Below are 21,322 nucleotides of genomic sequence, written 5' to 3' on the forward strand. Positions count from 1 at the left end.
CCGGAACTGGCCCATTTTGTGTAAAATTAGTTAAAATCCCGCCGCAATCAGTCCCGGGCAAGGACATTCACCCGGCGCGCGTGTGATTGTTGACTCCCGGGCACCAATGACAGCCAATTCTCACCCGGCTGAAACCATGTAAAAGCCTCGTCATCCGCAAAAAATGCAGAAAGGCCGCCCCATTGGGACGGCCTTCATCAATCCGGGCATCAGCAATCCAGGCCGCGTGTTTCAGACTGCTTTTTTGCGGCTTTCTTCCAAATAGATCTCGCGCAGGCGCTTGGCGATCGGGCCGGGGGTGCCATCACCAAGGGTCACACCGTCGATCTCTACCACCGGCATCACAAAAGCACTGGCAGAGGTGGTGAAGGCCTCATCCGCCTCTTTCGCCTCATCAATGGTGAACAGGCGCTCCTCGATCTCCATCTGTGCCTCGGACGCCAGGCGCAGCACCGCAGCGCGGGTGATGCCGTGCAGGATGTCATTGGACAGCGGCCGGGTCACGATCTTGCCGTTCTTCACATAATAGGCATTGTTCGACGTGCCCTCGGTCACATAGCCGTCCTCAATCAGCCAGGCATCGTCGCAGCCCGCCTTCTTGGCCATCATCTTGCCCATCGACGGATACAGCAGCTGCACGGTCTTGATGTCGCGGCGGCCCCAGCGGATGTCCTCGATCGAAATGATCTTGGCGCCTTTCTGCGCGGCCGGGCTGTCAGCCAGGCCAGGCTTGTTCTGGGTGAACAGCACCAACGACGGCGGGGTATCGGCGGAGGGGAACACAAAGTCACGGTCGCCGTCGGAGCCGCGGGAGACCTGCAGGTACACCAGGCCTTCCTCAATGCCGTTCAGCTCCACCAGCTTGCGGTGGATTTCCAGCAGCTCGTCCTTGGTACAGGGCGAGGCCATGTCCAGCTCTTTCAGCGAGCGGTCCAGGCGCACGGCGTGGCCGTCAAAATCAATCAGCTTGCCGTCCAGAACCGAGGTCACTTCATAAACCGCATCGGCAAACAGAAAGCCGCGGTCAAAGATTGAAACCTTGGCTTCCCCCTCAGGCAGGTATTCGCCATTCACATAAACGGTACGGGTCATGGTATTCTCCTCAGCCCCAGAGTGCAGCCACAGGCGGGTGCACGCCTTCGGCATCAAATGTCAAAGGTTCCTCGCGGTCTTCGGCCAGCAAGAGCGGCCCGTCAAGATCCGTAACCGCCGCACCCTGCGCCACAAGCGTCGCGGGCGCCATCGCCAATGAGGATCCGACCATGCAGCCGACCATCACCTGATATCCTTCGGCCAGCGCCTGATCACGCAGCTTCAGCGCTTCGGTCAAGCCGCCGGTCTTGTCCAGCTTGATATTGACCACATCGTATTTGCCCTTGAGCTTCGGCAGGCTCTCGCGGTCATGGCAGCTCTCATCGGCGCAAACAGGAACCGGGCGCTCCATGCCAATGAGGGCCGCGTCCTCGCCCGCAGGCAGCGGCTGCTCCACCAGCTCCACGCCCAGCCGTACCAGATGCGGCGCCAGTTCAGCGTAGACTTCGGCTGACCAGCCCTCATTGGCATCAATGATGATCTTGGCATCCGGCGCTCCGGCGCGCACCGCTTCCAGCCGCGGCATGTCATCGGGCGTGCCCAGCTTGATCTTCAACAGAGGGCGGAAGGCGTTCTCTGCCGCCTGCGCCTGCATCTTTTCAGGTGTGTCAAGCGACAGCGTGTAGGCGGTGATCTCCGGCCCAGGCGCAGGCAGGCCTGCCAGTTCCCAGACGCGCTTACCTGCCTGTTTCGCCTCCAGGTCCCACAGCGCGCAATCGACCGCATTGCGGGCAGCACCGGCGGGCAGAAGCGATTGCAGTTCTGCGCGGGTGAAATCAGCAGGCAGCCGTTCAATCTCGGCGGCCACGCTTTCCAGCGTCTCATTGTAACGGGCATAAGGCACGCATTCGCCCCAGCCGGTGACACCGTCCTTCTCCACCCGCACGGTCAGCACTTTGGCTTCGGTGCGCGAACCGCGCGAGATGGTGAAAACCTGCGCCAGTTTAAAGACGTCCGGGGTGACGGTGATGTTCATGAAACTGCCCTTTCCTGCGGCCCAGCGCGCCGCAGCGGCGGGCCTTGGCGCGATGCCCGGCGTTCCTGGCACCTGCCTTTTCATCTTTCAAAAAATACTCCCGCCGGAGGCACCTGCCCTGACGGCAAGCACCTCCGGCGGGGCTGTTAGATCAGACCGCAGCCAGCGCGTCCACCAGGCGGCCTGCACCGTGGCGGTACGGGTCGACGGCGGGCAGGCCCATCCGCTCTTCAACTTCGGCCAGATACTTGACCGCTTCATCCTCGGACAGGTGCTGGGTGTTCACCGAGATGCCGACAACCTTGCAGGCCGGGTTGGCGCGCTGTGCCAGCGGCAGGGCCACGGCTTTCAGCTCTTCCAGGCTCGGCACGTCATAATCAGGCAGGCCGCGCATGTGGGTGCGGGTCGGCTCGTGGCACAGGATCAGCGCATCCGGCTGGCCACCGTGCACCAGCGCCATGGTGACGCCTGAGTAAGACACGTGAAACAGCGAACCCTGGCCTTCGATCAAGTCCCAGTGGTCGTCGTCATTGTCCGGGGTCAGATATTCGATCGAACCCGCCATAAAGTCGGCGATAACCGCGTCCAGCGGCACGCCGTGACCGGTGATCAGGATGCCGGTCTGGCCGGTGGCGCGGAAAGTCGACTTCATGCCGCGCTCCTGCATGTCCGCGTCCATTGCCAGGGCGGTGTACATCTTGCCGACCGAACAATCGGTGCCGACTGCCAGGCAGCGCTTGCCCTTGCGCTTGACACCATTGGCAATCGGATAGCCGACAGTGGGAACACGCACGTCGTGCAGGGTACCGCCATGGGTCTGGGCCGCGGCCACCAGGTCGCCCTCGTCGCGCAGCAGATTGTGCAGGCCCGATGCGATGTCATAGCCCATTTCCAGCGCCGCGATCAGCACTTCTTTCCATGCCGGAGAGATCACGCCGCCGCGGTTGGCCACGCCGATGACCAGCGTCTTGGCGCCGGCTTCCTTGGCTTCCGCCAGGGACATCTCAGTCAGGCCCAGGTCGGCGCCGCAGCCCGGCAGGCGGATCTGGCCAACGGCGTGATCCGGACGCCAGTCGCGGATACCGATGGCAACCTTGGCGGCCAGCATGTCAGGCGCGTCGCCCAGGAACAGCAGATAAGGGGTCTCGATCATCGCGCTCATCCTTCGAGTTAAATTGGTCGCGCTAAAATCGGGCTAATTTCGCGCAAAGTCCTCTCGAAATCGCGCAGGAACGCCCTCCCTGCACGATTTTCTTCGATAAATATACTAAACAGTAGAAGATTCTTCGCAAGCACGACTGCTTACAGACGTTTCCTCCTCCTCTGCCCATGATTCCGCCTGCAGCACCCCCGGCTGCGCCACGCCGATCACACCCATAGCCTGGAATTCGCCGGTGTCCTCGGGCGCCTCTGACGTCGCGCGCCGCGCAATGGCAATCAGCACCACGGTCACGCCGACCCCGATCAACAGGTATTGCAGCCCCCGCCCGTCCGCGACGCTGATCATGTTCGGCCCGATCAGGATGCCGAAAAACTGCCCCAGCTGCAGCAGGAACGCCATTGTGCCGCTGGCCGGCACCACCTGCCCCGGCTGCAGCTGGTCGTTGGCGTGGGCCGCCAGGATCGAATAGATCGGCAGCGTGGTTGCAGCGATAACCGAAAACCCGACCACAATGCGCGACGGTGCCGTGTCTACCGCCATCCACAGCGCAACCAGCGCCGAGATCCCCGACAGCGCAATCACCACATAACGCCGGTCAGTGCGGTCCGACAGCCAGCCGACCGGGTATTGCACCAGCGCCGAGGCGATCAGCGCAATCACCAGCGCGCCCGAGGCCTGCGCCTCGCTGAAACCGTTTTGCAGTGCATAAAGCGGCAGGCTGATGTACCAGGCCACCACCCCCGCCCCCATGATAACGATGCCCAGAACCGTCATCGGCGACACTTTGTACAGCCGCGTGACCGGCATCCGGTCCGGCGCTGAGTAGTCCGGCGCCCGGATGTTGGACAGCAAAAGCGGCACAATAGCCACCGACAACAGGATCGAAGTGACACCGAACAGCAGGTTGCCGCTGGGATCCGGCAGGCCGACCATCGCGGTGCCCAGCGCCGGCCCCGCCGTCTGGATGATGAAATAGACCGACAGCACCTGCGCCCGGATCCGGTTTTCCGACTTGGCGTTGAGCCAGCTTTCGGTGATCACGTAAAGGCCCGGAAAACAAAAGCCCGCCAGCAGCCGCATCGCCGCCCAGCTGACCGGGTCCGAGGTCAGCAGATGGGCAATCGCCGCGACCGAAACCATCGACGCCAGCGCCGAAAACACCCGGATATGGCCGACCTTCTCGATCAGCCTCGGGGTCAGCATTGTTCCTGCCAGCGCCCCCAGCGGATAACAGGCCTGCATGACGGAAATCTCAAGATCCGTGAACCCCAGCGTCGAGCCGCGGATCGTCAGCAGCGTGACCAGCAGCCCGTTGCCGACCATCAGCAGCAGCATGCCCAGAAACAGGGCCCAGTTGTCGATCAATGCGCGTTTCATGAAACTCCTTTTCCGCACGGATCTGCGCCCGTGTCATTTCTTGCGCAATGCAGCATGCCGGTGGCAGTTTCGCGCGGATTTGCGACGCAAAAGGCGCAAACGGGATTGCCGCAACGCGGCGTTTCGTGCCGCAAGTGCAAAATCCGCTTGCAAGAAGGTGCGCAACTTAATAACCAGAACAGCGAAAATTCTGCAATTTCCTTACTCAGGAGGTTTCCGCATGTCCTTCCGCATCCAGCCCGCCGCTCCGGCGCGTCCCAACCGCTGCCAGCTGTTCGGCCCCGGCTCCAAAGTCAAACTGTTCGAGAAGATGGCCGCTTCGGCGGCTGACGTGATCAACCTCGATCTTGAGGATTCGGTGGCCCCCTCCGACAAGGACCAGGCCCGCGCCAATGTGATCGAGGCGATCAATGGCGTCGACTGGGGCAGCAAGTATCTGTCGGTGCGGATCAACGGGCTCGACACCCCCTATTGGTACCGCGATGTGGTGGACATCCTGGAACAGGCTGGTGACCGGCTGGATCAGATCATGATCCCCAAGGTGGGCTGCGCCGAAGACGTCTATGCGGTGGACGCGCTGGTCACCGCGGTTGAGCGCGCCAAAGGCCGGTCCAAACCGGTTTCCTTCGAGGTGATCATCGAGTCGGCGGCAGGCATTGCCCATGCCGAGGATATCGCCAAATCCTCGCCCCGGCTGCAGGCGATGTCGCTGGGTGCTGCGGATTTTGCCGCCTCGATGGGGATGCAGACCACCGGTATCGGCGGGACGCAGGAAAACTACTATATGATCCGCGAGGGCGAAAAGCATTGGTCCGACCCCTGGCACTGGGCGCAGGCTGCAATTGTCGCCGCCTGCCGCACCCATGGCATCCTGCCGGTTGACGGGCCGTTCGGCGATTTCTCGGACGAGGATGGCTATATCGCCCAGGCGAAACGGTCCGCGACCCTGGGCATGGTTGGCAAATGGGCGATCCATCCCAGCCAAATCGCGCTGGCCAATCAGGTCTTCACCCCGTCCGATGAAGCTGTGACGGAAGCCCGCGAGATCCTGGCAGCGATGGAAGAGGCCAAGGCGTCGGGTGCCGGCGCGACCGTATATAAGGGCCGCCTTGTCGATATCGCCTCGATCAAGCAGGCTGAGGTGATTGTCGCCCAGGCCGAACTGATTGCGAACAGCTGACGCCGGTTCGCATAGACAGAGTGCAGAGGCGTCCCGATGGGGCGCCTTTTCCGTATGGAGAGTTTGATGACAGAATTGACTTTGCTGCATACGGCAGAGGTGCATGCGAGGACGTTCCGGGCGTTGGCACCCGAAGCGGATCTGAACCAGCAAGTGCGCAGCGATTGGCTGGCACGGGCGCGGGATGGCATTGGCGCGGATCTGAAGGCAGAGATTGCTGCGGCAATCAGCGCGGTTGACGGCCCGGTGCTGTGCACCTGCACCACCCTTGGCCCGGCAGCAGAGGAGGCAGGCGCCATCCGCATCGACTGGCCGATGATGCAGGAAGCGGCGCGGATCGGCGGGCCGGTGCTGATGGCCTATTGCCTGGACAGCACTGCGGCCCCATCAGAAGCGCTGCTGCGGCGGGCCTTTGGCGGCTGTGATCCGCAACTGGTCCCGGTGTTTCTAGGGCAGCACTGGCCGTTGTTTGAAACGGGCGCCGGCGCGGATTTTTCTGCTGCCATAGCAGAAAGCATTGCAATGGCGCTGAAGGATGGCGCCTTTGGCTGCGTTGTGCTGGCGCAGGCCTCAATGGCCGGGGCGGCAGCAGTGCTGCGGGCGCAGACCCAGGTGCCGGTGCTGGCCTCGCCGGAGATTGCCATGCGGGTTTTGCTGGCACAGCGCTAAAGCAGTTGCCCCCGGCCACGAGTTTTGCCCGGCCAGGCCCCATGCCCCGCCGGTTGTTCTTCTGTTCTAATTCATGTTCCCAGTGCCGTATTAGCGTGGCTGTTAAGGATTGGCGGCGCCGCCAATAAGGCAGAGGCGGACGGGCGTATCCGCCCGCATGCTAAACGTTGTCTCTGCATGACCCCGCTGCCAGGCGGGAGCCCTGTTCCATATCTGCCGGAGAGCCAAGCCCCGGCGGGTGATTGCAATCGAGGGAAAGACTGCCATGAAATGCCCAAAACCGTGCAAACGGGGCGTGCGCAGGTCACGCAACACCCCTGGCCGCTGTCTTTGCAGCAGGCGCTTCGCAGTGAGTATTTAGGAGAAAGATGAAGAGGCTCTTAGTTTCACCTTTTTACAAATACGCAAAATCCAAAGCCGGCAAGGGATCATGCCCGCAAGTCTTTGGGCGAGCCCATTACCACATAGGTGGTGATTGCTGTGACATAAGGAGACGTGCCCAGGATATCAGTATGGAATTTCTTGTAGCTGGGCAGATCGGCGCATTCGACGCGCAGGAGGTATTCAATGGTGCCGGTGATGTTGTGGCATTCAACCACCTCGGGCGCGGCCTGCATGGCATGTTCAAAAGCCTCCTGCGCGTCCTTGGTGTGCTCACCCAGGCCGACGCCGATATAGGTGGCAAAGCCTATCCCCAGCTTTTGCCGGTCCAGCACGGCGCGGTAACCGGTAATGACACCGGCGCGCTCCAGCTCCTGCACCCGGCGAAGACAGGCCGAGGGCGAAAGGCCCGCACGCTCAGCCAGTTCCAGGTTGCTGATCCGGCCGTCCCGGGTGAGCTCCTGCAATATTCGTTGGTTTATCTTATCATTCTTCGCCATTAATTGTGAAATTACGCAGCAAACGCTGCAAGACGCAATTTCATTTGGCAATCATTGCGCAATCTTCTTGCCCATGACCTATGAACTCCTCTTTGCGCTGGCCGGTTTTGTCTTTGGCACGGTCTTCACGCCCGGCCCGAACAATCTGATGCTGATGGCCTCGGGGGCCAATTTCGGCTTTCACCGGACGATTCCGCATTTGCTGGGAGTGGCGGTCGGCTTTCCGCTGATGATCCTGCCGGTCGGGCTGGGGGTGATGCACCTGTTTGATGCCTTCCCGGTGCTAACCCCGGTGATGACGGTGATGTCAGTGGCCTATATGCTGTGGCTGGCCTGGAAGATCGCCAATGCCGCGCCGCCGCGGGAGGGGGCAGCCGAGGGCAGGCCTTTGAGCTTTGTGCAGGCCTGCGCCTTTCAATGGGTCAATCCCAAGGCCTGGGCGATGGCGCTGGGGGCAATCACGCTTTATGCGGCCAGCCGCGACCTGAGTGCCATTCTGTGGGTCTCCGGAACCTACCTGCTGATCGGCTGTTTTTCGGCCTCAACCTGGACAATGCTGGGCCAGCAGCTGCGGCGGCTGCTGACCCGGCCCGCGCAGCTGCGGGCGTTCAACTGGACTATGGCCGCGCTGCTGCTGGCGTCTCTGGCGGCAATCCTGCTGCAGGCGTAGGGCTACTTCAGCGGCAGGCAGATTTCGGTCAGCAGATCCTCGGGCGCGGTGTCGCGCGGATTGTTGAGGTAGATCTCGTAGCAGGGCTGATCGGCCGGCTCTTCACCCGATTGCGGCAGCCAATTGCCGAACAGGCTGTGATAGGCGGCATGCAGGCCCGAATACGGCCCCTTGTAGGTCAGCACCGCAGTTTTGCCGCCGGGGAGGCTGGCTTCCTCCATCCCTTCGGGCAGTGCTCCGCCGGTAAGCTCCGCCCCGGCAAAGCTGCGCAGATCGGCTTCGGGCACCGCGTCCGGGCTGTCGAAATAGACCCCGGTGACGGCGCCCAGCTGCGGCCAAAGCCCGCGGCTTTCGCAGATCGCGCCGAAAGCCTCAAAGCTTTTGCCGATTTCCATATAGTCGCCCTTGTGCGGCAAGCCGGCCAGGCGGCGGGCAGGGTCGGTGCGGGTGATCACGTCATACATCGGGTAACTTCCTGTTCTGAGAGTTGGGTTCGGCAGCCGGAATTGGCCCGCCCGGCGGAAGGCCGCCGGGCTGCTGCCGTAGGAGTCAGAGAACGCGCGGGAGAAGCTGTTCTGATTGGGGTAGCCGGCGCGGGCCGCAACCTGCGCGATGGGCATGTCCCCCTGCACCAGCCAGCCCGCGGCGCGGTGCAGCCGGATGCGGCGCACCGCATGGGCGCAGGTTTCGCCCGTCAGGGCGCGGAACACACGATGCCAGTGAAACCGCGACATCGCCGCCACATCGGCCAGCCTGTCCAGCGACAGATCGCCCTCGGTGTTGCCGTGGATATAGGCCAGAACCCGCAGGATCCGGTCTTCGTAACTGGCGGCCATAAGCGGTGCCTCCCTTGCGCTCTCTGCTCTTCCCTCATGCCATGGCAGCAGATCACAAATCTTGCTGAGTTGCATCTTGGCGCTGCTAAGGCCATATAACGGCAAACCCGCTGAGCAGAGGCGACATGACCCAGTATCTGGAATTCGAAAAACCGCTGGCCGAAATCGAAGGCAAGGCGGAGGAACTGCGGGCGCTGGCGCGCGCGAATGAGGAAATGGACGTGGCGGATGAGGCCAAGGCGCTGGACGCCAAGGCGGCTCAGCTGCTGAAAGACCTCTACAAGGAGCTGACGCCCTGGCGCAAATGCCAGGTGGCACGGCACCCCGACCGCCCCCATTGCCAGGATTACATCAAGGCGCTGTTCACCGAATACACGCCGCTGGCCGGCGACCGGAACTTTGCCGACGATCTGGCCGTGATGGGCGGCCTTGCCCGGTTCAATGATCAGCCGGTGGTGGTGATCGGCCATGAGAAAGGCAGCGACACTAAATCACGGATCGAGCGTAACTTTGGCATGGCCCGCCCGGAGGGCTACCGCAAGGCGATCCGCCTGATGGAGATGGCCGGCCGCTTCAAGCTGCCGGTGATCACTTTGGTCGACACGGCCGGCGCCTATCCCGGCAAAGGCGCCGAGGAACGCGGCCAGTCGGAAGCAATTGCGCGTTCGACCGAGATGTGCCTGAAGATCGGCGTGCCGCTGATCTCGGTCATCATCGGTGAAGGCGGCTCCGGCGGTGCGGTGGCCTTTGCCTCGGCCAACCGGGTGGCGATGCTGGAGCATTCGGTTTACTCGGTGATCAGCCCTGAAGGCTGCGCCTCGATCCTGTGGAAGGATGCCGAGAAGATGCGCGAAGCGGCAGAAGCGCTGCGTTTGACTGCACAGGACCTGCAGAAGCTGGGTGTCAATGACCGGATCATCCCGGAACCGCTGGGCGGCGCGCATCGTGATGCCAAGGCGGCAATGGCCTCGGTCAACGGCGCGATCCAGGATATGCTGGACGAGCTGAAGGGTAAAACCGCAGACGAGCTGATCAAGGACAGGCGCCAGAAGTTCCTGGACATCGGCTCCAAAGGGCTGGCGGCCTAAGGCAGCTTACCTGCGCGGATCCGGGTGATAACGCCGTCCCGGTCCGCCTGCACTTTGTCACTGAAGCCGGTCATCGCATGGCCGGCTTTGTTGTATCTGGCGCTCCACAGAGCGATATCTGCCAGTACCGGCGCCAGATCCCGGCCCTTTGGCGTGAGTGTATAAATGTAGCTGCGGCCGTTTTCCGGATCCTTGCTTTTGCTCAGGATCCCCGCCTCTTCCAGCTGCTTCATCCGCTGCGCCAGGATGTTGGTTGAGATCCCCTCCCCGCCGTTCAGCAGCTCGCCATAGGTGCGCGCGCCTTTGACCGCCATGTCGCGGATCACCAGAAGGCTCCAGCGGTCGCCGAAGATATCAAGGGCATAGGCCACCGGGCAGCCGGACCCGTATTTGCTGTGCTTATCAGTCATGAACTCTTGGTAGTTTTTATACTTGCAAAACACAAGTTGTCATGCGAACCCTTATTAACTTGCAAAACGCAAGCTATTAAACCGGAGCCAACATGACCCACAATCAAAACAACGCGGCCTTCCGCGACCGATCCCGGCTGTCCCGCCGCCAGCTGCTTGCAGCCTCAGCCGGGGCGATGCTGCTGCCTTCACTTGCCAAAACACAGGAAACTGCCATGACCCCGAAAGCCTTTGCCTATACCGAAGTCGCCATCTCGGTCCCGTTCGACCAGGTGCCGCTGCAGAAAATCAACGCCTCGATCCGGCAGCAGCCAGGGTTTCTGAACAAGACCTGGCTGTCCGGCCATGGCAATAACTCCATTGGCGGCTTTTATGCCTTTGACAGCGTTGAAAACGCCCGCAGCTTTGTGACTGGCTATTTCCCGAGCGAGCCGCGCAGTTTTGGCGTCGCCCACAACACGCGGGTGTTTGACGCCGAGGCCACCGCCACGGCCAGCCGCGATATGGGTGCGGCGCATTACAACAGCGGGGCTGCGGCTCCAGGGGCGTTTGTGTACACCGAACTGCAACTGTCGGTGCCGTTTGAAGAAGCCCCCTGGCAAGCGCGCAACGCGGCGCTGAAAATGCTGCCAGGTCTGCAGAACAAGGTTTGGCTGAGCGGGCTGCAGACCCGGACTCTGGGCGGGTTCGACGCCTTTGACACGCTGGACACTGCATTGGATTTTGCGCTGAACCTGTTCCCGGAAACTGCGGCAGAACTGGGCTGCGCCTTTTACACGCGGGTCTTTGATGCCTCAATCACCGAGGCGGCCAGCCGGGCAATGAACTCACCTTACTACACCGGCAGCGGGGCCTGATCAGGCGCACCGGATCAAAAGGGCGCAGGCGGCGGAGCCCCTCCCGCGCCCGCGCACCGCCGGCTGACGCCGCCGCCGCTGGCGGCCTTTGGCCCGGCCCGGTGCCATGGCACCGGGCCGGGCCCAACTGCAAGGGTCTGCCTGACAGGCAGGCCTGCGCAGGCGGGAGCCGCCCGCCGGGAGCCATCTGCGCAGGTCAGCGCTGTTCAAATCCGCAGATCGCTCACCGGCAAATGACTGGACGACTTCAGCTCCCTCAAGGACAGGCTGGACTTAATCCCCGACACCCCCGGCAAACGGCGCAGCACGGCTTCAACGAAGCGGCTGTAATCATCCAGGTCGCGCGCCACCACCTGCAGCAGAAAATCCGCGTCCCCGGTGGTATTGTGGCAGGCCAGCACATTCGGGCTGGCCTTGATGGCGCGCTGGAAGTCTGCTGTCGTGGCCGCGTCATGCTCGGTGCAGGTAAGCTGGACAAAGGCCATCACTCCGAACCCTAGCGCCCGGCGGTTCAGGACCGCCTGGTACCCCTCGATCACGCCGGTCTCGCTCAGCCGTTTCAACCGCCGCCAGCAGGGCGTTTCACTGAGCGACAGCCGTTCCGCCAGCTTGGCATTGGACAGCCTGCCATCGCGCTGAAGACAATCCAGGATACGGGCATCTATCTCGTCAATCTGCTCCACAGCGAAAGACTCCTGCTCAATAGTGGCATTTCCGGAAAGACTACACCGGACTTTTCCAAAACTGTAGAGGCATCAGAAATGCCCTCCCCGGCAGCTGCCTGCTAAAAAGCCTTATCTCTTGCAAACGTCAAAGGAACCTGTCCCGATGAAAGCTGTGCTCTATGAACGCTTTGGTGAAGCACCTGAAGTGGTTTCACTGCCGGATCCGTCTCCGGCGCCCCACGGCGTGGTGATCAAGGTTGAGGCAACCGGCGTGTGCCGCAGCGACTGGCACGGCTGGATGGGGCATGATGCGGATATCACCCTGCCGCATGTGCCGGGCCACGAGCTGGCAGGCACGGTTGCCGCGGTTGGCAAAGATGTCAGTAAATGGCGGCGCGGCGGCCGGGTCACGGTGCCGTTCGTTGGCGGCTGCGGCAGCTGCCCGGAGTGCCACGCCGGCCACCAGCAGGTCTGCCACAGCCAGTTCCAGCCCGGCTTTACCCATTGGGGATCTTTTGCCGAATATGTATCCATCCATCATGCGGATTTGAACCTGGTAGCGCTGCCGGAAACCATGGGGTTTGCCACTGCCGCCAGCCTTGGCTGCCGCTTTGCCACATCCTTCCGCGCTGTGGCGGATCAAGGCCGGGTTTCAGGCGGGCAATGGGTGGCGGTGCATGGCTGCGGCGGCGTTGGGCTGTCCGCGGTGATGATCGCCACCGCACTTGGCGCCAATGTGATCGCTGTCGATATATCCGGGGAGAAGCTGGCGCTGGCCCGCAGCCTGGGCGCGGTTGCCGGGGTCGATGCCAGCACCGTCGCAGATGCGGCGGAGGCGGTGCGGGAGATCTCCCGCGGCGGGGCGCATGTGTCGCTGGACGCTCTGGGGCACCCGGACACCTGCTTCAATTCGGTCAATTGCCTGCGCAAGCGCGGCAAGCATGTGCAGGTGGGGCTGATGCTGGCGGATCACAGCACGCCGCAAGTTCCGATGGCGCGGGTGATCGCGGATGAACTGGAGATCCTTGGCAGCCACGGCATGCAGGCCCATCGCTATGGTGCAATGCTGGACATGGTGCAATCCGGCAAGCTGGCACCCGGCCGGCTGGTCGGCCAGGAAATCAGCTTGGAGCAATCGGTGGCTTCACTGATGGAAATGGACCGGTTCCAATCCGTAGGCGCCACCGTAATCACCCGGTTTTGAGGCGGCTGGGCGAGGTTTGCACAGCCTCAATGCAAAGCGGATGAAGTGGATGGCTCCTGCTCCATCGGCGTCGTGACGCGCCAGAATGCAGTTGTCATGAACTGCTAGGAAAGGAGCCATCCAATGACAGTTAAAACCGTAGGTCTCGATCTGGCCAAGGAGGTTTTTCAAGTTCATGGTATTTCCGAGACGGGCCGCAAGGTTTTCAACCGCAAGAAAAAGCACGCCAAACTACTGGCATTTTTTGAGAGCTTGCCGTTATGCATAGCCGGCATGGAGGCCTGCGGCTCGGCTCATCATTGGGCCGTCAACTTCGCAAGCGGGGGCACGAAGTCCGTTTGATGCCAGCGATTTACGTCAAGCCATATGTGAAGCGTGGAAAGACGGACGCAGTCAATGCGGAGGCAATCTGCGAAGCTGTGCGCCGCCCGGCGATGAGATTTGCCGGGATAAAGACTGAGGACCAGCAGGCCCTGTTGGCAGTCCACCGCACTCGCGACCTTGTTGTCCGTCAGAGAACCCAGGCCGCGAACATGATCCGCGGCTTGCGTCCGTTGCCATGGCGAACAAGGCGGCTTGTGCAATCTGGATAATGCTGACGCGACTGGAAGACTACCGGCAGCCGGTCGCTTGACCGGACAACCTGCCAGAGATGCAAGGCAAATGACGTGATGATGCGGAATCAAGTCAACCAAGAGCCAGAAAACTCCGGGAATGTCCGTGGCACAATGAGGCCGTAGAGCCGATTGGAACCTCGCTTGCGGAAATCATCAGGGCCATTGGCAGACCGCCACGAAAACAGGCCGGACAGACGATGTACTGACAAAAACGCCGCTGAAACCACCCAAAAATGTCTTGCAATGCAGGAGCCACCCACAGAGGACATTCAGAACTTGGCAACTTCGGTTCACACAGACCCTCCCGCGCCCGCGCGGCACCGGCTTTGCCAGTGCCGCTGGCAGCCTTGGGCGTGGCCCGGCGCCATGACGCCGGGCCACGCCCAACTGTGAGGGCAATTTCCAAATTGACCCGAACAGGCGGGAGTGCCTCCGCCCCCGTACATGCCAGCAGGATTGGGATACAGAGCTACCCGGCCAGGAGCCGCAGACCCTGCGTCACGTCAGAGCGCACTGCCAAACGCAAGCCCGGTTCATCCCCGGCCTTCAGCGCTGCGATGATCAGGCGGTGGTTTTGCGGCGGATCGGTGCGGCGCAACCGGCCGTAAAGCGCCCGCATGGTGGGGCCAAGCTGCAGCCAGACGGTCTCGGCCATCGCCAGCATGGCCGGCGCCTGGGCGCGCAGATACAGGGTGCGGTGGAACTCCAGATTGGTCCGGATATAGCCGACCGCGTCACGCTTGGTGACCATCTCGGCCACCGTTCCGTTGATCATCTGCAGCCGGTCGATCAGGGCCATATGCGCGCGCGGCAAGGCACGGCTGGACAGCTCCACCTCCAGCAGCGCACGCAGGGCCGCCAGCTCCTCAATCCGTTCATTTGTCAGTTCCGGCGTTGATACCCGCCCCGAAGAAGACAGGAACAACGCGCCCTCGGCGGCCAGCCGCCGAACAGCCTCGCGCGCAGGCGTCATCGAGACGCCGAACTCGCGGCCGATACCGCGCAGCGTCAGCGCGGCACCGGGGGTGATTTCACCATGCATGATACGGGTGCGCAAAGCACGGTAGACGCGGTCGTGGGCCGGGGCGGCAGCGTCCTGGGGAGAGCGGGCAGTCAGGTTCATCCCCTCAAGTGATCACAAATTGTGCCGCGGTCAAGCGGACAGATCCGCGCGTGTGATCACGGCCAGCGGAAACAGGCGCGGATCACGGCCCCCAGGTCCGGGGCAGCACGTCACGGGCGGCCAGGCAGCCCTGCCAGGCTGAACCCAGTGCGCAGCCGTTGCAGCGCACTGCCGGGCCCGGCCCCGGCACCATAGGGAAAGGCGCCCGCTGCCTGATCCAGTGTCAGCCCTGCGGCCTGCAGCTGCGCGCAGGCGCTGCCAGCCTCTTCAAAGCGGCCAAGCGTGGCCAATCCCGCGCAGCGCACCGCCTGGGCCAGCTGCGCCTGGGAGTCCAGCGCCAGCGCCGCACTGGCAGTGTCAACGGCAGCCTCCTCTTGCCCCGCATCAAACAGCATCGACGCGCGCAGGCTGTGATAAAGCGCAGACGGCACCGGGTTGAGCCGCAAAGCAGTGGCATAGGCGGCCTCGGCGGCGGCTCCCTGCCCCTCCACCTGCAAGAGCCAGGCCCGCAGCAGATGGCCATCTGCATCGTTCGGGAAAGAGCGTTCCAGCGCCAGCGCATGGGTCAAGGCGGCGTCCGGCGCACCGCTGAACTGCGCTGCAAGGGCGCGGATGCGCAAGGTTCCGGGTGTTTCGGGCAGCCCCTCGAGCAGCCGCGCAGCCGATGCCGCGCGCTGCGGCAGGCCAGCCAGCGGGCCGGTCAGAATATCCAGGTCAAGCTCTGCCTGCAGCACAAGTGCCTCTGCCAGCCCAGGGGCGAGTTGCAAGGTCTGATGCACGGCTTGCCTGGCCTCTTGCTGGCGTCCAGCCGCCAATTCGCTGCGTGCCGCTAGCAGCTGTATCAGCGCCTGATCCGGAACCGGCGCCGCCGCAACCCTGCCCACTGGCAGACTGAAGGCGCCGAGAATTTCTGCCGCCACCGCAAGTGCCAGCCCGGACAGGCTGGATTGCGGGCGGGGCGGCAGGGCTGCCTGTCCGGACGGGCTGCGGATATCCAGCCGGATCCCCTGTAACGGAGCAGCAGGCAAGTGGCCGCTGACCAGGAACTCTGTTCCCAGTAGTTTCGCAGCCTGGTCCGGCGGCAGTCCGGCCGCCGCCCGGCTGCTGGCCGGGGCCACCACTGCCAGGCTGGGAACCGCGGCAAGCGCGCGGATCACCTCGCCGGTGAGCGCCTGCGCCAGTTCAGGAGATGCCGAGGCCGCCGTGAAGGGCATCACGGCAACCAGCGGCCGCGTCTGCTCCGCCCCGCTGGCCGTCTGCCCCGCCCCTTGCAGACCCGGCATGCCCGCGGCCCACCAGCCGCCGCCCGCCGCAGCCAGGACCGCAAACGCAGCCAGCGCCAGCCACACAGGCCGCCCTGCCCGCCGGCGCGGTGGCGAAGCTGCCTGGACCGCTTCCTTTGGTGCGGCCACAGGGTGCAGACTGGGCAGCGAGGTCAGCTCGTCGCCGAGCACATAGACCTGCACAGGCTCGGGAATGTTCTTGACCTCATGCAGGCCCAGGTCCTCGAACGCATAAGGAATACGGCCCCGCACCTGGCCATATGCTTCAGCCGACAAGGCCACCCCGCCAAGCGGTGCCAAAGCCTCCAGCCGGGCGGCGATATTGACATCGTCGCCATAGATATCGCCCTGGGCAATCAGCACTTCACCCAGAGTGATACCGATCCGAAGCTGCAAATGCCGGTTGCGGGCGGCGGCGGCCTGGATCCCGGCTGCCGCCTCTACTGCCGAGATCACGCTGGGAAAAACCGCCAGCACCCCGTCGCCCATCAGCTTGATGATCCGGCCCTCATGGCTGCGGATCGCCGGGGCAATCAGGCTTTGCTGCTGCGCCAGAACCTGGTTCAGCGTTCCGGCCTCATCTTCGGCCATCAAGCGGCTGAAGCCGGAGACATCCAGCACAAAAATGGCGGCAAGGCGTCGTTGCGGTTTGTCTGACACGGGCAAGCCTCAAGAACCGGGGAAACTGGAAACAGGTACCTGCCAAGAGGTTAGCCCGCGCATCCGCAGGGTCAAAGCCTTGCCGCTATTCGCCGAACCGGTACCGGTGCAGGCCGGCGCCGTTTTCGCGCAGCCAGCCGCGCGGCGGCTCGTATTGGCCATAGAGGCGTTCCACCACCGCCCAGAAGGCAGACGAATGGTTCATCTCCTGCAAATGCGCCACCTCGTGGGCGGCGACATAACGCAGCACTGCGGGCGGCGCCAGGATCAGCCGCCAGGAATACATCAGCCCGCCATCGGCGGTGCAAGACCCCCAACGCGACCGGGTATCGCGCAAGGTCAGGCGGCTGTAGCCCTTGCCCAGCCGGGCGGCATAGAAATCCGACGCCTCGGCCAGCCGGTTGCGCGCCAGCTCCTTCAGGTAACGCTGCAAGACCCGCCCCGGACTGTCCCCCGGCACCGCAATACGGCCCGCATCAAGCTGGATGCGCCGCCCTGGCGCGCGCTCAACCACCCGATTCTGGCCATCAACCGGCAACACCGTGCCAAACCCCGCTTCCACCGCCTCGGGATGCTTTTCCAGATGCGACCGGATCCAATCCGCCTTTTCCTCGGCAAAGGCCAGTGCGGCCCGTTCCGGCAGGCTTTTGGGCAGCGTCAGTGTCACCCGCCCGTCCAGCGAGGAAATCCGCAGGCTGATCCGCCGCGCCCGCGCCGACCGCCGCAGCGTCAGCGGCACCGGCGGGTTTCCGGGCAGGTGGTGTTCGGCCATAGGCGCCCCTTTCCAGGCTTTGGCTTTGACAGTCCCCCCCTCATATGGCAAGGCACCTGAATCGTCGATACGACTCACCAGTTAATCAAGGGGATCCACATGCCCAAGGAAGAATGGGGTGTAAAGCGCATCTGCCCCACCACTGGCAAGCGCTTTTATGACCTGAACAAGAACCCGATCGTCAGCCCCTACACGGGCGAGGCCGTCGCGCTGGACACCGGCAAAACCCGGATGATCGAGGCTGATGCCGAAGATGCGGCAACCCTGAAGGCCAAAGAGAACCTCGAAGGCGATAGCCCGGTTCTGGAAGATGATGATGACGTCGATGTTGATCTGGGCGATGATGTCCTGGACGATGACGATGACGAGGACAACGTTCCGCTGGACGAGATTGCCGACATGTCGACCCCCGAGGACGATTCCTAAGGCATTTCCAGCTGCCCGGGGAAGCGCCTCGCCTTCCCCGGGCAGCCCTCCGGCAGCGCCGGAAAAAAGTTTGGAACCCGGCGCATTTTACGCTTGCAGCCTGCGCCGCCGTCCCTTAAATGACGCTCACACCGCAAGACGGACCGCACCGGAGACGGAACGGACACTGGAAAGCGGACAGGTTTGGGGCCTTAGCTCAGCTGGGAGAGCGCCTGCATGGCATGCAGGAGGTCAGGAGTTCGATCCTCCTAGGCTCCACCAAATCTTCATTGTGAAAAGTACCAGATAGTTCAGCCTTTTTCGCCAGAGGATTTGCCTCTGTCGCGCAGACAGGTGCTATTTCCCCTACGATAATCCATGCTGCTTTGATCCGCGCCTTTTCGGCGTGTTGATCGCTTCGCGGCCCTCCCCTTTGTCAAAACCGAGGATGGCCCATGAGCGACCATTTCTTCGTCGTGACGGGCGGCCCCGGTGCGGGCAAGACCAGCCTCATCACCGAGCTTGCCTGCCGCGGCTTCCACACTGTGCCCGAATCCGGCCGCGCGATCATCCGCGAGGAGATGCAGAGCGGTGGAGACACCCTCCCTTGGGCGGATCGTATGTCCTACGCCGAAAGGACCTGCGCGCCTACAGCGCCGTGCAGGCGCTCTCAGGTCCCGTAATCTTCGACCGCGGCACCCCCGGCATTCTGGGCTACTTTAAGCTCTGCGGCCTCCCCGTACCGCCCCACGTCGCCGCAGCAGCCAAGGCAGCCCGCTACAACCGTTGCGTCTTCCTGGCGCCGTTCTGGGATGAGATCTTCACGCAGGACACCGAACGCAAGCAGACTCGCGCCGAAGCCGAAGCGACCTGTGCCGTCATGCGCGAGACCTACACCGCCCTCGGATACGAAATCACGGAGCTGCCGCGCGCCGACATTGTAACACGCGCCGACTTTGTCTGTAAGCAACTGGCTAATTGACCGTCATCTCTAGATGCCGTGGCGAAACTGCTGAAGCAGACAAACCGCATGGTCCATCCGGCCTCCCGCTGCCTGACACTCACGGCCCATGGACGAAGCCGCTCCGCGGCATTGGCGCGGGTGGCTGATGTTCAGCGATGATCTGACAGTGGTGCATTTGGGGAACGGCATTTCTGCCTGACGATTGAGCCCTTCTCAATCATCAGACAGGAGGCTCCCATGACAGAGGAGAGATCAACCCCGCTTCGAGAGCGGATGATCGAGGACATGCGCATCCGCGGGATGGGCGACAAGGCGCAGAAAGCGCATATCCGGGCGGTCAAGGATTTCGCCATTTTCCTCGGGCACCCGCCGGATACCGCCTCACCGGAGGAACTCCGCGCCTATCAACTGCACATGACGGATACAGGGGTCACGCCGGCGACTTTCAACGCCAGGATCGTGGCGCTCAGATTCTTCTTCGGCATGACCTGCGGGCGCGAGGAGATGAAGCGCTACATGCAGTTCCGCACCCAGCCCAGGAGGTTGCCTGTAGTCTTCAGCGTTGAAGAGGTATCGGACATCCTGATGGCGGCGCCGGGGCCCGGGCTCAAATACCGTGCCGCGCTCAGCATTTCCTACGGCGCGGGGCTGCGGGCCGCCGAGGTCTGTAACCTCAAGATCGGCGATATCGACAGCAACCGGATGCTGATCCATGTCGAACAGGGCAAAGGGCGGAAGGACCGGAAGGTGATGCTGTCACCCGGGCTTCTGAGCTTGCTGCGCGACTACTGGCGCGAGGCGCGGCCGGAGGGCTGGCTGTTCCCCGGCAAGCCGAAGATCAACCCGCTGTCGCCACGGCAGCTGAACCGCGCCTTCACGTCAGCGAAGAACATGGCCGGCATCAAAAAGGCCGCCACTCTGCATACCCTGCGGCACAGCTTTGCGACGCATCTGCTGGAGGCCAACACCGATGTCCGGGTCATCCAGGTGCTGCTCGGCCATGCCAAGCTGAGCACGACGGCCCAATACACCCATGTCGCCACCAAGACGATCCGTGACACGGTCAGCCCCTACGAGATGCTGGAGCAGTTGCAGGATCAGACAATCAAGCGAAGCCTGAAGTGACGGGGCACTGGGGTGTCCCGCCCGGGGCTGGAGATTGCTGATATATTCCGTGCCCATGGTGCCGCGTGGCGGCGGGCCAATGCAGGGCATGTCAGCCTGACCCAGCTCAAGGTGATGTCGGCAATCGAAGCCTGCCGGACCGAAGCGCTCGGCGGGCATGTGGCCGGGTGCGCCAAATGCGGCCATCGCCACATCGCCTACAATTCCTGCAAGAACCGGCACTGCCCGAAGTGCCAAGGGCCAGCGGCGCGCGACTGGATGGAAGCCCGCGCCGAGGACCTGCTGCCCGTGGAGTATTTCCACGTGGTCTTCACCCTGCCCGCAGAGATCGCCCGGATCGCCTCCTGGAACAAGCGGGCGGTCTACGGTCTGCTGTTCCGGGCGTCGGCACAAACGGTCATGACCATCGCAGCGGACTCCAAGCGCCTTGGTGCTCGGGTGGGCATGACCAGCGTGCTGCATACCTGGGGATCGGCGCTGACCCATCACCCCCACATCCATATGATCGTTCCCGGTGGCGGCCTGTCTCTGGACGGCGCGAGATGGATTGCCTGCAAGCCCGGGTTCTTCCTGCATGTGCGGGTCCTGTCGCGCTTGTTCCGGCGGCTGTTTCTGGAGGGGCTGATGGCGCTTCACCGCGCCGGGGAGCTGGCCTTCTTCGGCGACCTGGAACCGCTGGCGCAGGCCGATGCCTTCGCAGAGTGGCTGGCTCCTTTGCGCAAGTCCGAATGGGTGGTCTATGCCAAACCGCCCTTCGGAGGCCCGGAAGCCGTTCTCGCCTATCTCAGCCGGTACACCCACCGGGTGGCCATCTCGAACGCACGCCTCGTCAGCGCCGACGCAGGCACCGTGGCATTCCGTTGGAAGGACTACAGGATCAAGCGCGGCGACAGGCAGAAAGTCATGCGTTTGGCCACGCCCGAGTTCATCCGCCGCTTCCTGATCCACGTCCTGCCCGCTGGTTTCCACCGCATCCGGCACTACGGCTTGCTCGCCTCAGCGCAGCGCAAGGCCAACATCGCCCGGTGCCGTGCCCTGCTCGGGACAAGGTGCCCGGCTCAAGAACCGCCAGAAGCCGCCGAGGTTCTCCCGCTCACCCTGCGTGAGCCATGCCCGTGCTGTGGCGGAACAATGCATATCATCGAGATCTTCCGGCGCGGGCAAAAACCCCGGTCGCGCGCGCCACCGCGGAAGGAGGCGGCATGACGAAACGCCCGTCATTCCGGTATTGTGAACACCGGGCATCCGCAGCCGCCCGGCTGTCTCCATTTACGCCTGTACTCTCCTGCAAGCTCAGAACCACGCC

At 63.1% G+C, this 21,322-nt stretch carries 20 protein-coding genes, 1 tRNA gene and 2 pseudogenes; 12 read left to right on the top strand and 11 right to left on the bottom strand.

Going from position 1 to position 21,322, the window contains the following annotated elements; all coding sequences use genetic code 11:
* Positions 1 to 231: 231 nt before the first annotated feature.
* The 4 genes from K3555_RS16515 to K3555_RS16530 all read right to left on the bottom strand — a co-directional run bounded on the left by K3555_RS16515 (position 232) and on the right by K3555_RS16530 (position 4,607).
* A complete protein-coding gene (locus K3555_RS16515) occupies positions 232 to 1,092 on the bottom strand; it encodes a D-amino-acid transaminase (RefSeq protein ID WP_260006309.1) in 861 nt (286 codons plus the stop codon).
* A gap of 10 nt (positions 1,093 to 1,102) precedes the next feature.
* A complete protein-coding gene (dgcA, locus tag K3555_RS16520) occupies positions 1,103 to 2,068 on the bottom strand; it encodes an N-acetyl-D-Glu racemase DgcA (RefSeq protein WP_260006310.1) in 966 nt (321 codons plus the stop codon).
* A 151-nt stretch (positions 2,069 to 2,219) separates the two neighbouring features.
* A complete protein-coding gene (dgcN, locus tag K3555_RS16525; RefSeq protein ID WP_259987331.1) occupies positions 2,220 to 3,221 on the bottom strand; it encodes an N-acetyltransferase DgcN in 1,002 nt (333 codons plus the stop codon).
* 114 nt (positions 3,222 to 3,335) lie between these two features.
* A complete protein-coding gene (locus K3555_RS16530) occupies positions 3,336 to 4,607 on the bottom strand; it encodes an MFS transporter (RefSeq protein WP_260006311.1) in 1,272 nt (423 codons plus the stop codon).
* Between the two features lie 220 nt (positions 4,608 to 4,827).
* Between K3555_RS16530 and K3555_RS16535 the strand changes: the two genes are divergently transcribed.
* Both K3555_RS16535 and K3555_RS16540 read left to right on the top strand, forming a co-directional pair.
* Positions 4,828 to 5,787, top strand: a complete 960-nt coding sequence (locus tag K3555_RS16535; RefSeq protein WP_259997323.1) for an L-malyl-CoA/beta-methylmalyl-CoA lyase — start codon at positions 4,828 to 4,830, stop codon at positions 5,785 to 5,787.
* A 66-nt stretch (positions 5,788 to 5,853) separates the two neighbouring features.
* Complete coding sequence (locus K3555_RS16540) at positions 5,854 to 6,456, top strand: hypothetical protein (protein WP_260006312.1); 603 nt, start codon at positions 5,854 to 5,856, stop codon at positions 6,454 to 6,456.
* Positions 6,457 to 6,884: 428 nt separating this feature from the next.
* Here the strand turns inward: K3555_RS16540 and K3555_RS16545 are convergent, their stop codons facing one another.
* Positions 6,885 to 7,337: an Lrp/AsnC family transcriptional regulator gene (locus tag K3555_RS16545; protein WP_259987338.1), complete on the bottom strand. Its 453-nt coding sequence runs from the start codon at positions 7,335 to 7,337 to the stop codon at positions 6,885 to 6,887.
* A 73-nt stretch (positions 7,338 to 7,410) separates the two neighbouring features.
* Here K3555_RS16545 and K3555_RS16550 point away from each other — a divergent pair, with 73 nt between their 5' ends.
* The gene (locus tag K3555_RS16550) at positions 7,411 to 8,007 is read left to right on the top strand and encodes a LysE family translocator (RefSeq protein ID WP_259987340.1); all 597 of its coding nucleotides are present in this window, start codon (positions 7,411 to 7,413) and stop codon (positions 8,005 to 8,007) included.
* 2 nt (positions 8,008 to 8,009) lie between these two features.
* Here the strand turns inward: K3555_RS16550 and K3555_RS16555 are convergent, their stop codons facing one another.
* A complete protein-coding gene (locus K3555_RS16555; protein WP_260006313.1) occupies positions 8,010 to 8,843 on the bottom strand; it encodes a GyrI-like domain-containing protein in 834 nt (277 codons plus the stop codon).
* 125 nt (positions 8,844 to 8,968) lie between these two features.
* On the opposite strand from K3555_RS16555, the gene K3555_RS16560 reads away from it, so the two are divergent.
* Entirely contained in the window at positions 8,969 to 9,931 is a 963-nt protein-coding gene (locus K3555_RS16560) for an acetyl-CoA carboxylase carboxyltransferase subunit alpha (RefSeq protein WP_260006314.1), read from the top strand.
* Here K3555_RS16560 and K3555_RS16565 read toward each other — a convergent pair.
* Positions 9,928 to 10,341, bottom strand: a complete 414-nt coding sequence (locus tag K3555_RS16565; RefSeq protein WP_260006315.1) for a helix-turn-helix domain-containing protein — start codon at positions 10,339 to 10,341, stop codon at positions 9,928 to 9,930. The two genes, K3555_RS16560 and K3555_RS16565, sit on opposite strands and share 4 nt — an antisense overlap.
* Positions 10,342 to 10,433: 92 nt before the next feature.
* Here K3555_RS16565 and K3555_RS16570 point away from each other — a divergent pair, with 92 nt between their 5' ends.
* Positions 10,434 to 11,198: a YdhR family protein gene (locus K3555_RS16570; RefSeq protein ID WP_260006316.1), complete on the top strand. Its 765-nt coding sequence runs from the start codon at positions 10,434 to 10,436 to the stop codon at positions 11,196 to 11,198.
* Positions 11,199 to 11,404: 206 nt separating this feature from the next.
* Here K3555_RS16570 and K3555_RS16575 read toward each other — a convergent pair whose 3' ends face one another.
* Complete coding sequence (locus K3555_RS16575) at positions 11,405 to 11,881, bottom strand: Lrp/AsnC family transcriptional regulator (protein ID WP_260006317.1); 477 nt, start codon at positions 11,879 to 11,881, stop codon at positions 11,405 to 11,407.
* A 145-nt stretch (positions 11,882 to 12,026) separates the two neighbouring features.
* Here K3555_RS16575 and K3555_RS16580 point away from each other — a divergent pair, with 145 nt between their 5' ends.
* Positions 12,027 to 13,067 carry a zinc-dependent alcohol dehydrogenase family protein gene (locus K3555_RS16580; protein WP_260006318.1) on the top strand — a complete coding sequence of 347 codons (1,041 nt, stop codon included), beginning with the start codon at positions 12,027 to 12,029 and terminating at the stop codon, positions 13,065 to 13,067.
* 123 nt (positions 13,068 to 13,190) lie between these two features.
* Positions 13,191 to 13,615: pseudogene (locus K3555_RS16585) on the top strand (IS110 family transposase); the annotation flags it as partial.
* Between the two features lie 538 nt (positions 13,616 to 14,153).
* Here K3555_RS16585 and K3555_RS16590 read toward each other — a convergent pair.
* From K3555_RS16590 to K3555_RS16600, 3 genes are all read right to left on the bottom strand, one after another.
* Positions 14,154 to 14,807 (bottom strand): GntR family transcriptional regulator, encoded by a 654-nt coding sequence (locus tag K3555_RS16590; RefSeq protein WP_129369684.1) that lies wholly within the window; start codon positions 14,805 to 14,807, stop codon positions 14,154 to 14,156.
* A 110-nt stretch (positions 14,808 to 14,917) separates the two neighbouring features.
* On the bottom strand, positions 14,918 to 16,750 hold the full coding sequence (locus tag K3555_RS16595; protein WP_260006319.1) for an adenylate/guanylate cyclase domain-containing protein: 1,833 nt from the start codon (positions 16,748 to 16,750) through the stop codon (positions 14,918 to 14,920).
* A gap of 85 nt (positions 16,751 to 16,835) precedes the next feature.
* Entirely contained in the window at positions 16,836 to 17,522 is a 687-nt protein-coding gene (locus K3555_RS16600; protein WP_129369682.1) for a M48 family metallopeptidase, read from the bottom strand.
* A 99-nt stretch (positions 17,523 to 17,621) separates the two neighbouring features.
* Here K3555_RS16600 and K3555_RS16605 point away from each other — a divergent pair, with 99 nt between their 5' ends.
* The 5 genes and pseudogenes from K3555_RS16605 (at position 17,622) to K3555_RS16630 (ending at position 21,222) form a co-directional block, all read left to right on the top strand.
* The gene (locus K3555_RS16605; protein WP_129369681.1) at positions 17,622 to 17,948 is read left to right on the top strand and encodes a TIGR02300 family protein; all 327 of its coding nucleotides are present in this window, start codon (positions 17,622 to 17,624) and stop codon (positions 17,946 to 17,948) included.
* 185 nt (positions 17,949 to 18,133) lie between these two features.
* Positions 18,134 to 18,209 (top strand) — tRNA-Ala (locus K3555_RS16610).
* 173 nt (positions 18,210 to 18,382) lie between these two features.
* Positions 18,383 to 18,909, top strand: a pseudogene (locus K3555_RS16620) (AAA family ATPase).
* 219 nt (positions 18,910 to 19,128) lie between these two features.
* Positions 19,129 to 20,016: a site-specific integrase gene (locus K3555_RS16625; RefSeq protein WP_260005203.1), complete on the top strand. Its 888-nt coding sequence runs from the start codon at positions 19,129 to 19,131 to the stop codon at positions 20,014 to 20,016.
* A 12-nt stretch (positions 20,017 to 20,028) separates the two neighbouring features.
* Positions 20,029 to 21,222 carry an IS91 family transposase gene (locus tag K3555_RS16630; protein ID WP_260005205.1) on the top strand — a complete coding sequence of 398 codons (1,194 nt, stop codon included), beginning with the start codon at positions 20,029 to 20,031 and terminating at the stop codon, positions 21,220 to 21,222.
* Positions 21,223 to 21,322 lie beyond the last annotated feature (100 nt).

The organism is Leisingera sp. M527, assembly GCF_025141525.1.
Classification (GTDB): domain Bacteria; phylum Pseudomonadota; class Alphaproteobacteria; order Rhodobacterales; family Rhodobacteraceae; genus Leisingera.

Coding starts and splice junctions, on each gene's coding strand:
- K3555_RS16550 (WP_259987340.1), top strand. CDS start 7,411: ATGACCTATGAACTCCTCTTTGCGCTGGCCGGTTTTGTCTTTGGCACG.
- K3555_RS16625 (WP_260005203.1), top strand. CDS start 19,129: ATGACAGAGGAGAGATCAACCCCGCTTCGAGAGCGGATGATCGAGGAC.
- K3555_RS16560 (WP_260006314.1), top strand. CDS start 8,969: ATGACCCAGTATCTGGAATTCGAAAAACCGCTGGCCGAAATCGAAGGC.
- K3555_RS16570 (WP_260006316.1), top strand. CDS start 10,434: ATGACCCACAATCAAAACAACGCGGCCTTCCGCGACCGATCCCGGCTG.
- K3555_RS16580 (WP_260006318.1), top strand. CDS start 12,027: ATGAAAGCTGTGCTCTATGAACGCTTTGGTGAAGCACCTGAAGTGGTT.
- K3555_RS16600 (WP_129369682.1), bottom strand. CDS start 17,522: ATGGCCGAACACCACCTGCCCGGAAACCCGCCGGTGCCGCTGACGCTG.
- K3555_RS16545 (WP_259987338.1), bottom strand. CDS start 7,337: ATGGCGAAGAATGATAAGATAAACCAACGAATATTGCAGGAGCTCACC.
- K3555_RS16605 (WP_129369681.1), top strand. CDS start 17,622: ATGCCCAAGGAAGAATGGGGTGTAAAGCGCATCTGCCCCACCACTGGC.
- K3555_RS16540 (WP_260006312.1), top strand. CDS start 5,854: ATGACAGAATTGACTTTGCTGCATACGGCAGAGGTGCATGCGAGGACG.
- dgcA (WP_260006310.1), bottom strand. CDS start 2,068: ATGAACATCACCGTCACCCCGGACGTCTTTAAACTGGCGCAGGTTTTC.
- K3555_RS16590 (WP_129369684.1), bottom strand. CDS start 14,807: ATGAACCTGACTGCCCGCTCTCCCCAGGACGCTGCCGCCCCGGCCCAC.
- K3555_RS16530 (WP_260006311.1), bottom strand. CDS start 4,607: ATGAAACGCGCATTGATCGACAACTGGGCCCTGTTTCTGGGCATGCTG.
- K3555_RS16555 (WP_260006313.1), bottom strand. CDS start 8,843: ATGGCCGCCAGTTACGAAGACCGGATCCTGCGGGTTCTGGCCTATATC.
- K3555_RS16515 (WP_260006309.1), bottom strand. CDS start 1,092: ATGACCCGTACCGTTTATGTGAATGGCGAATACCTGCCTGAGGGGGAA.
- K3555_RS16535 (WP_259997323.1), top strand. CDS start 4,828: ATGTCCTTCCGCATCCAGCCCGCCGCTCCGGCGCGTCCCAACCGCTGC.
- dgcN (WP_259987331.1), bottom strand. CDS start 3,221: ATGATCGAGACCCCTTATCTGCTGTTCCTGGGCGACGCGCCTGACATG.
- K3555_RS16565 (WP_260006315.1), bottom strand. CDS start 10,341: ATGACTGATAAGCACAGCAAATACGGGTCCGGCTGCCCGGTGGCCTAT.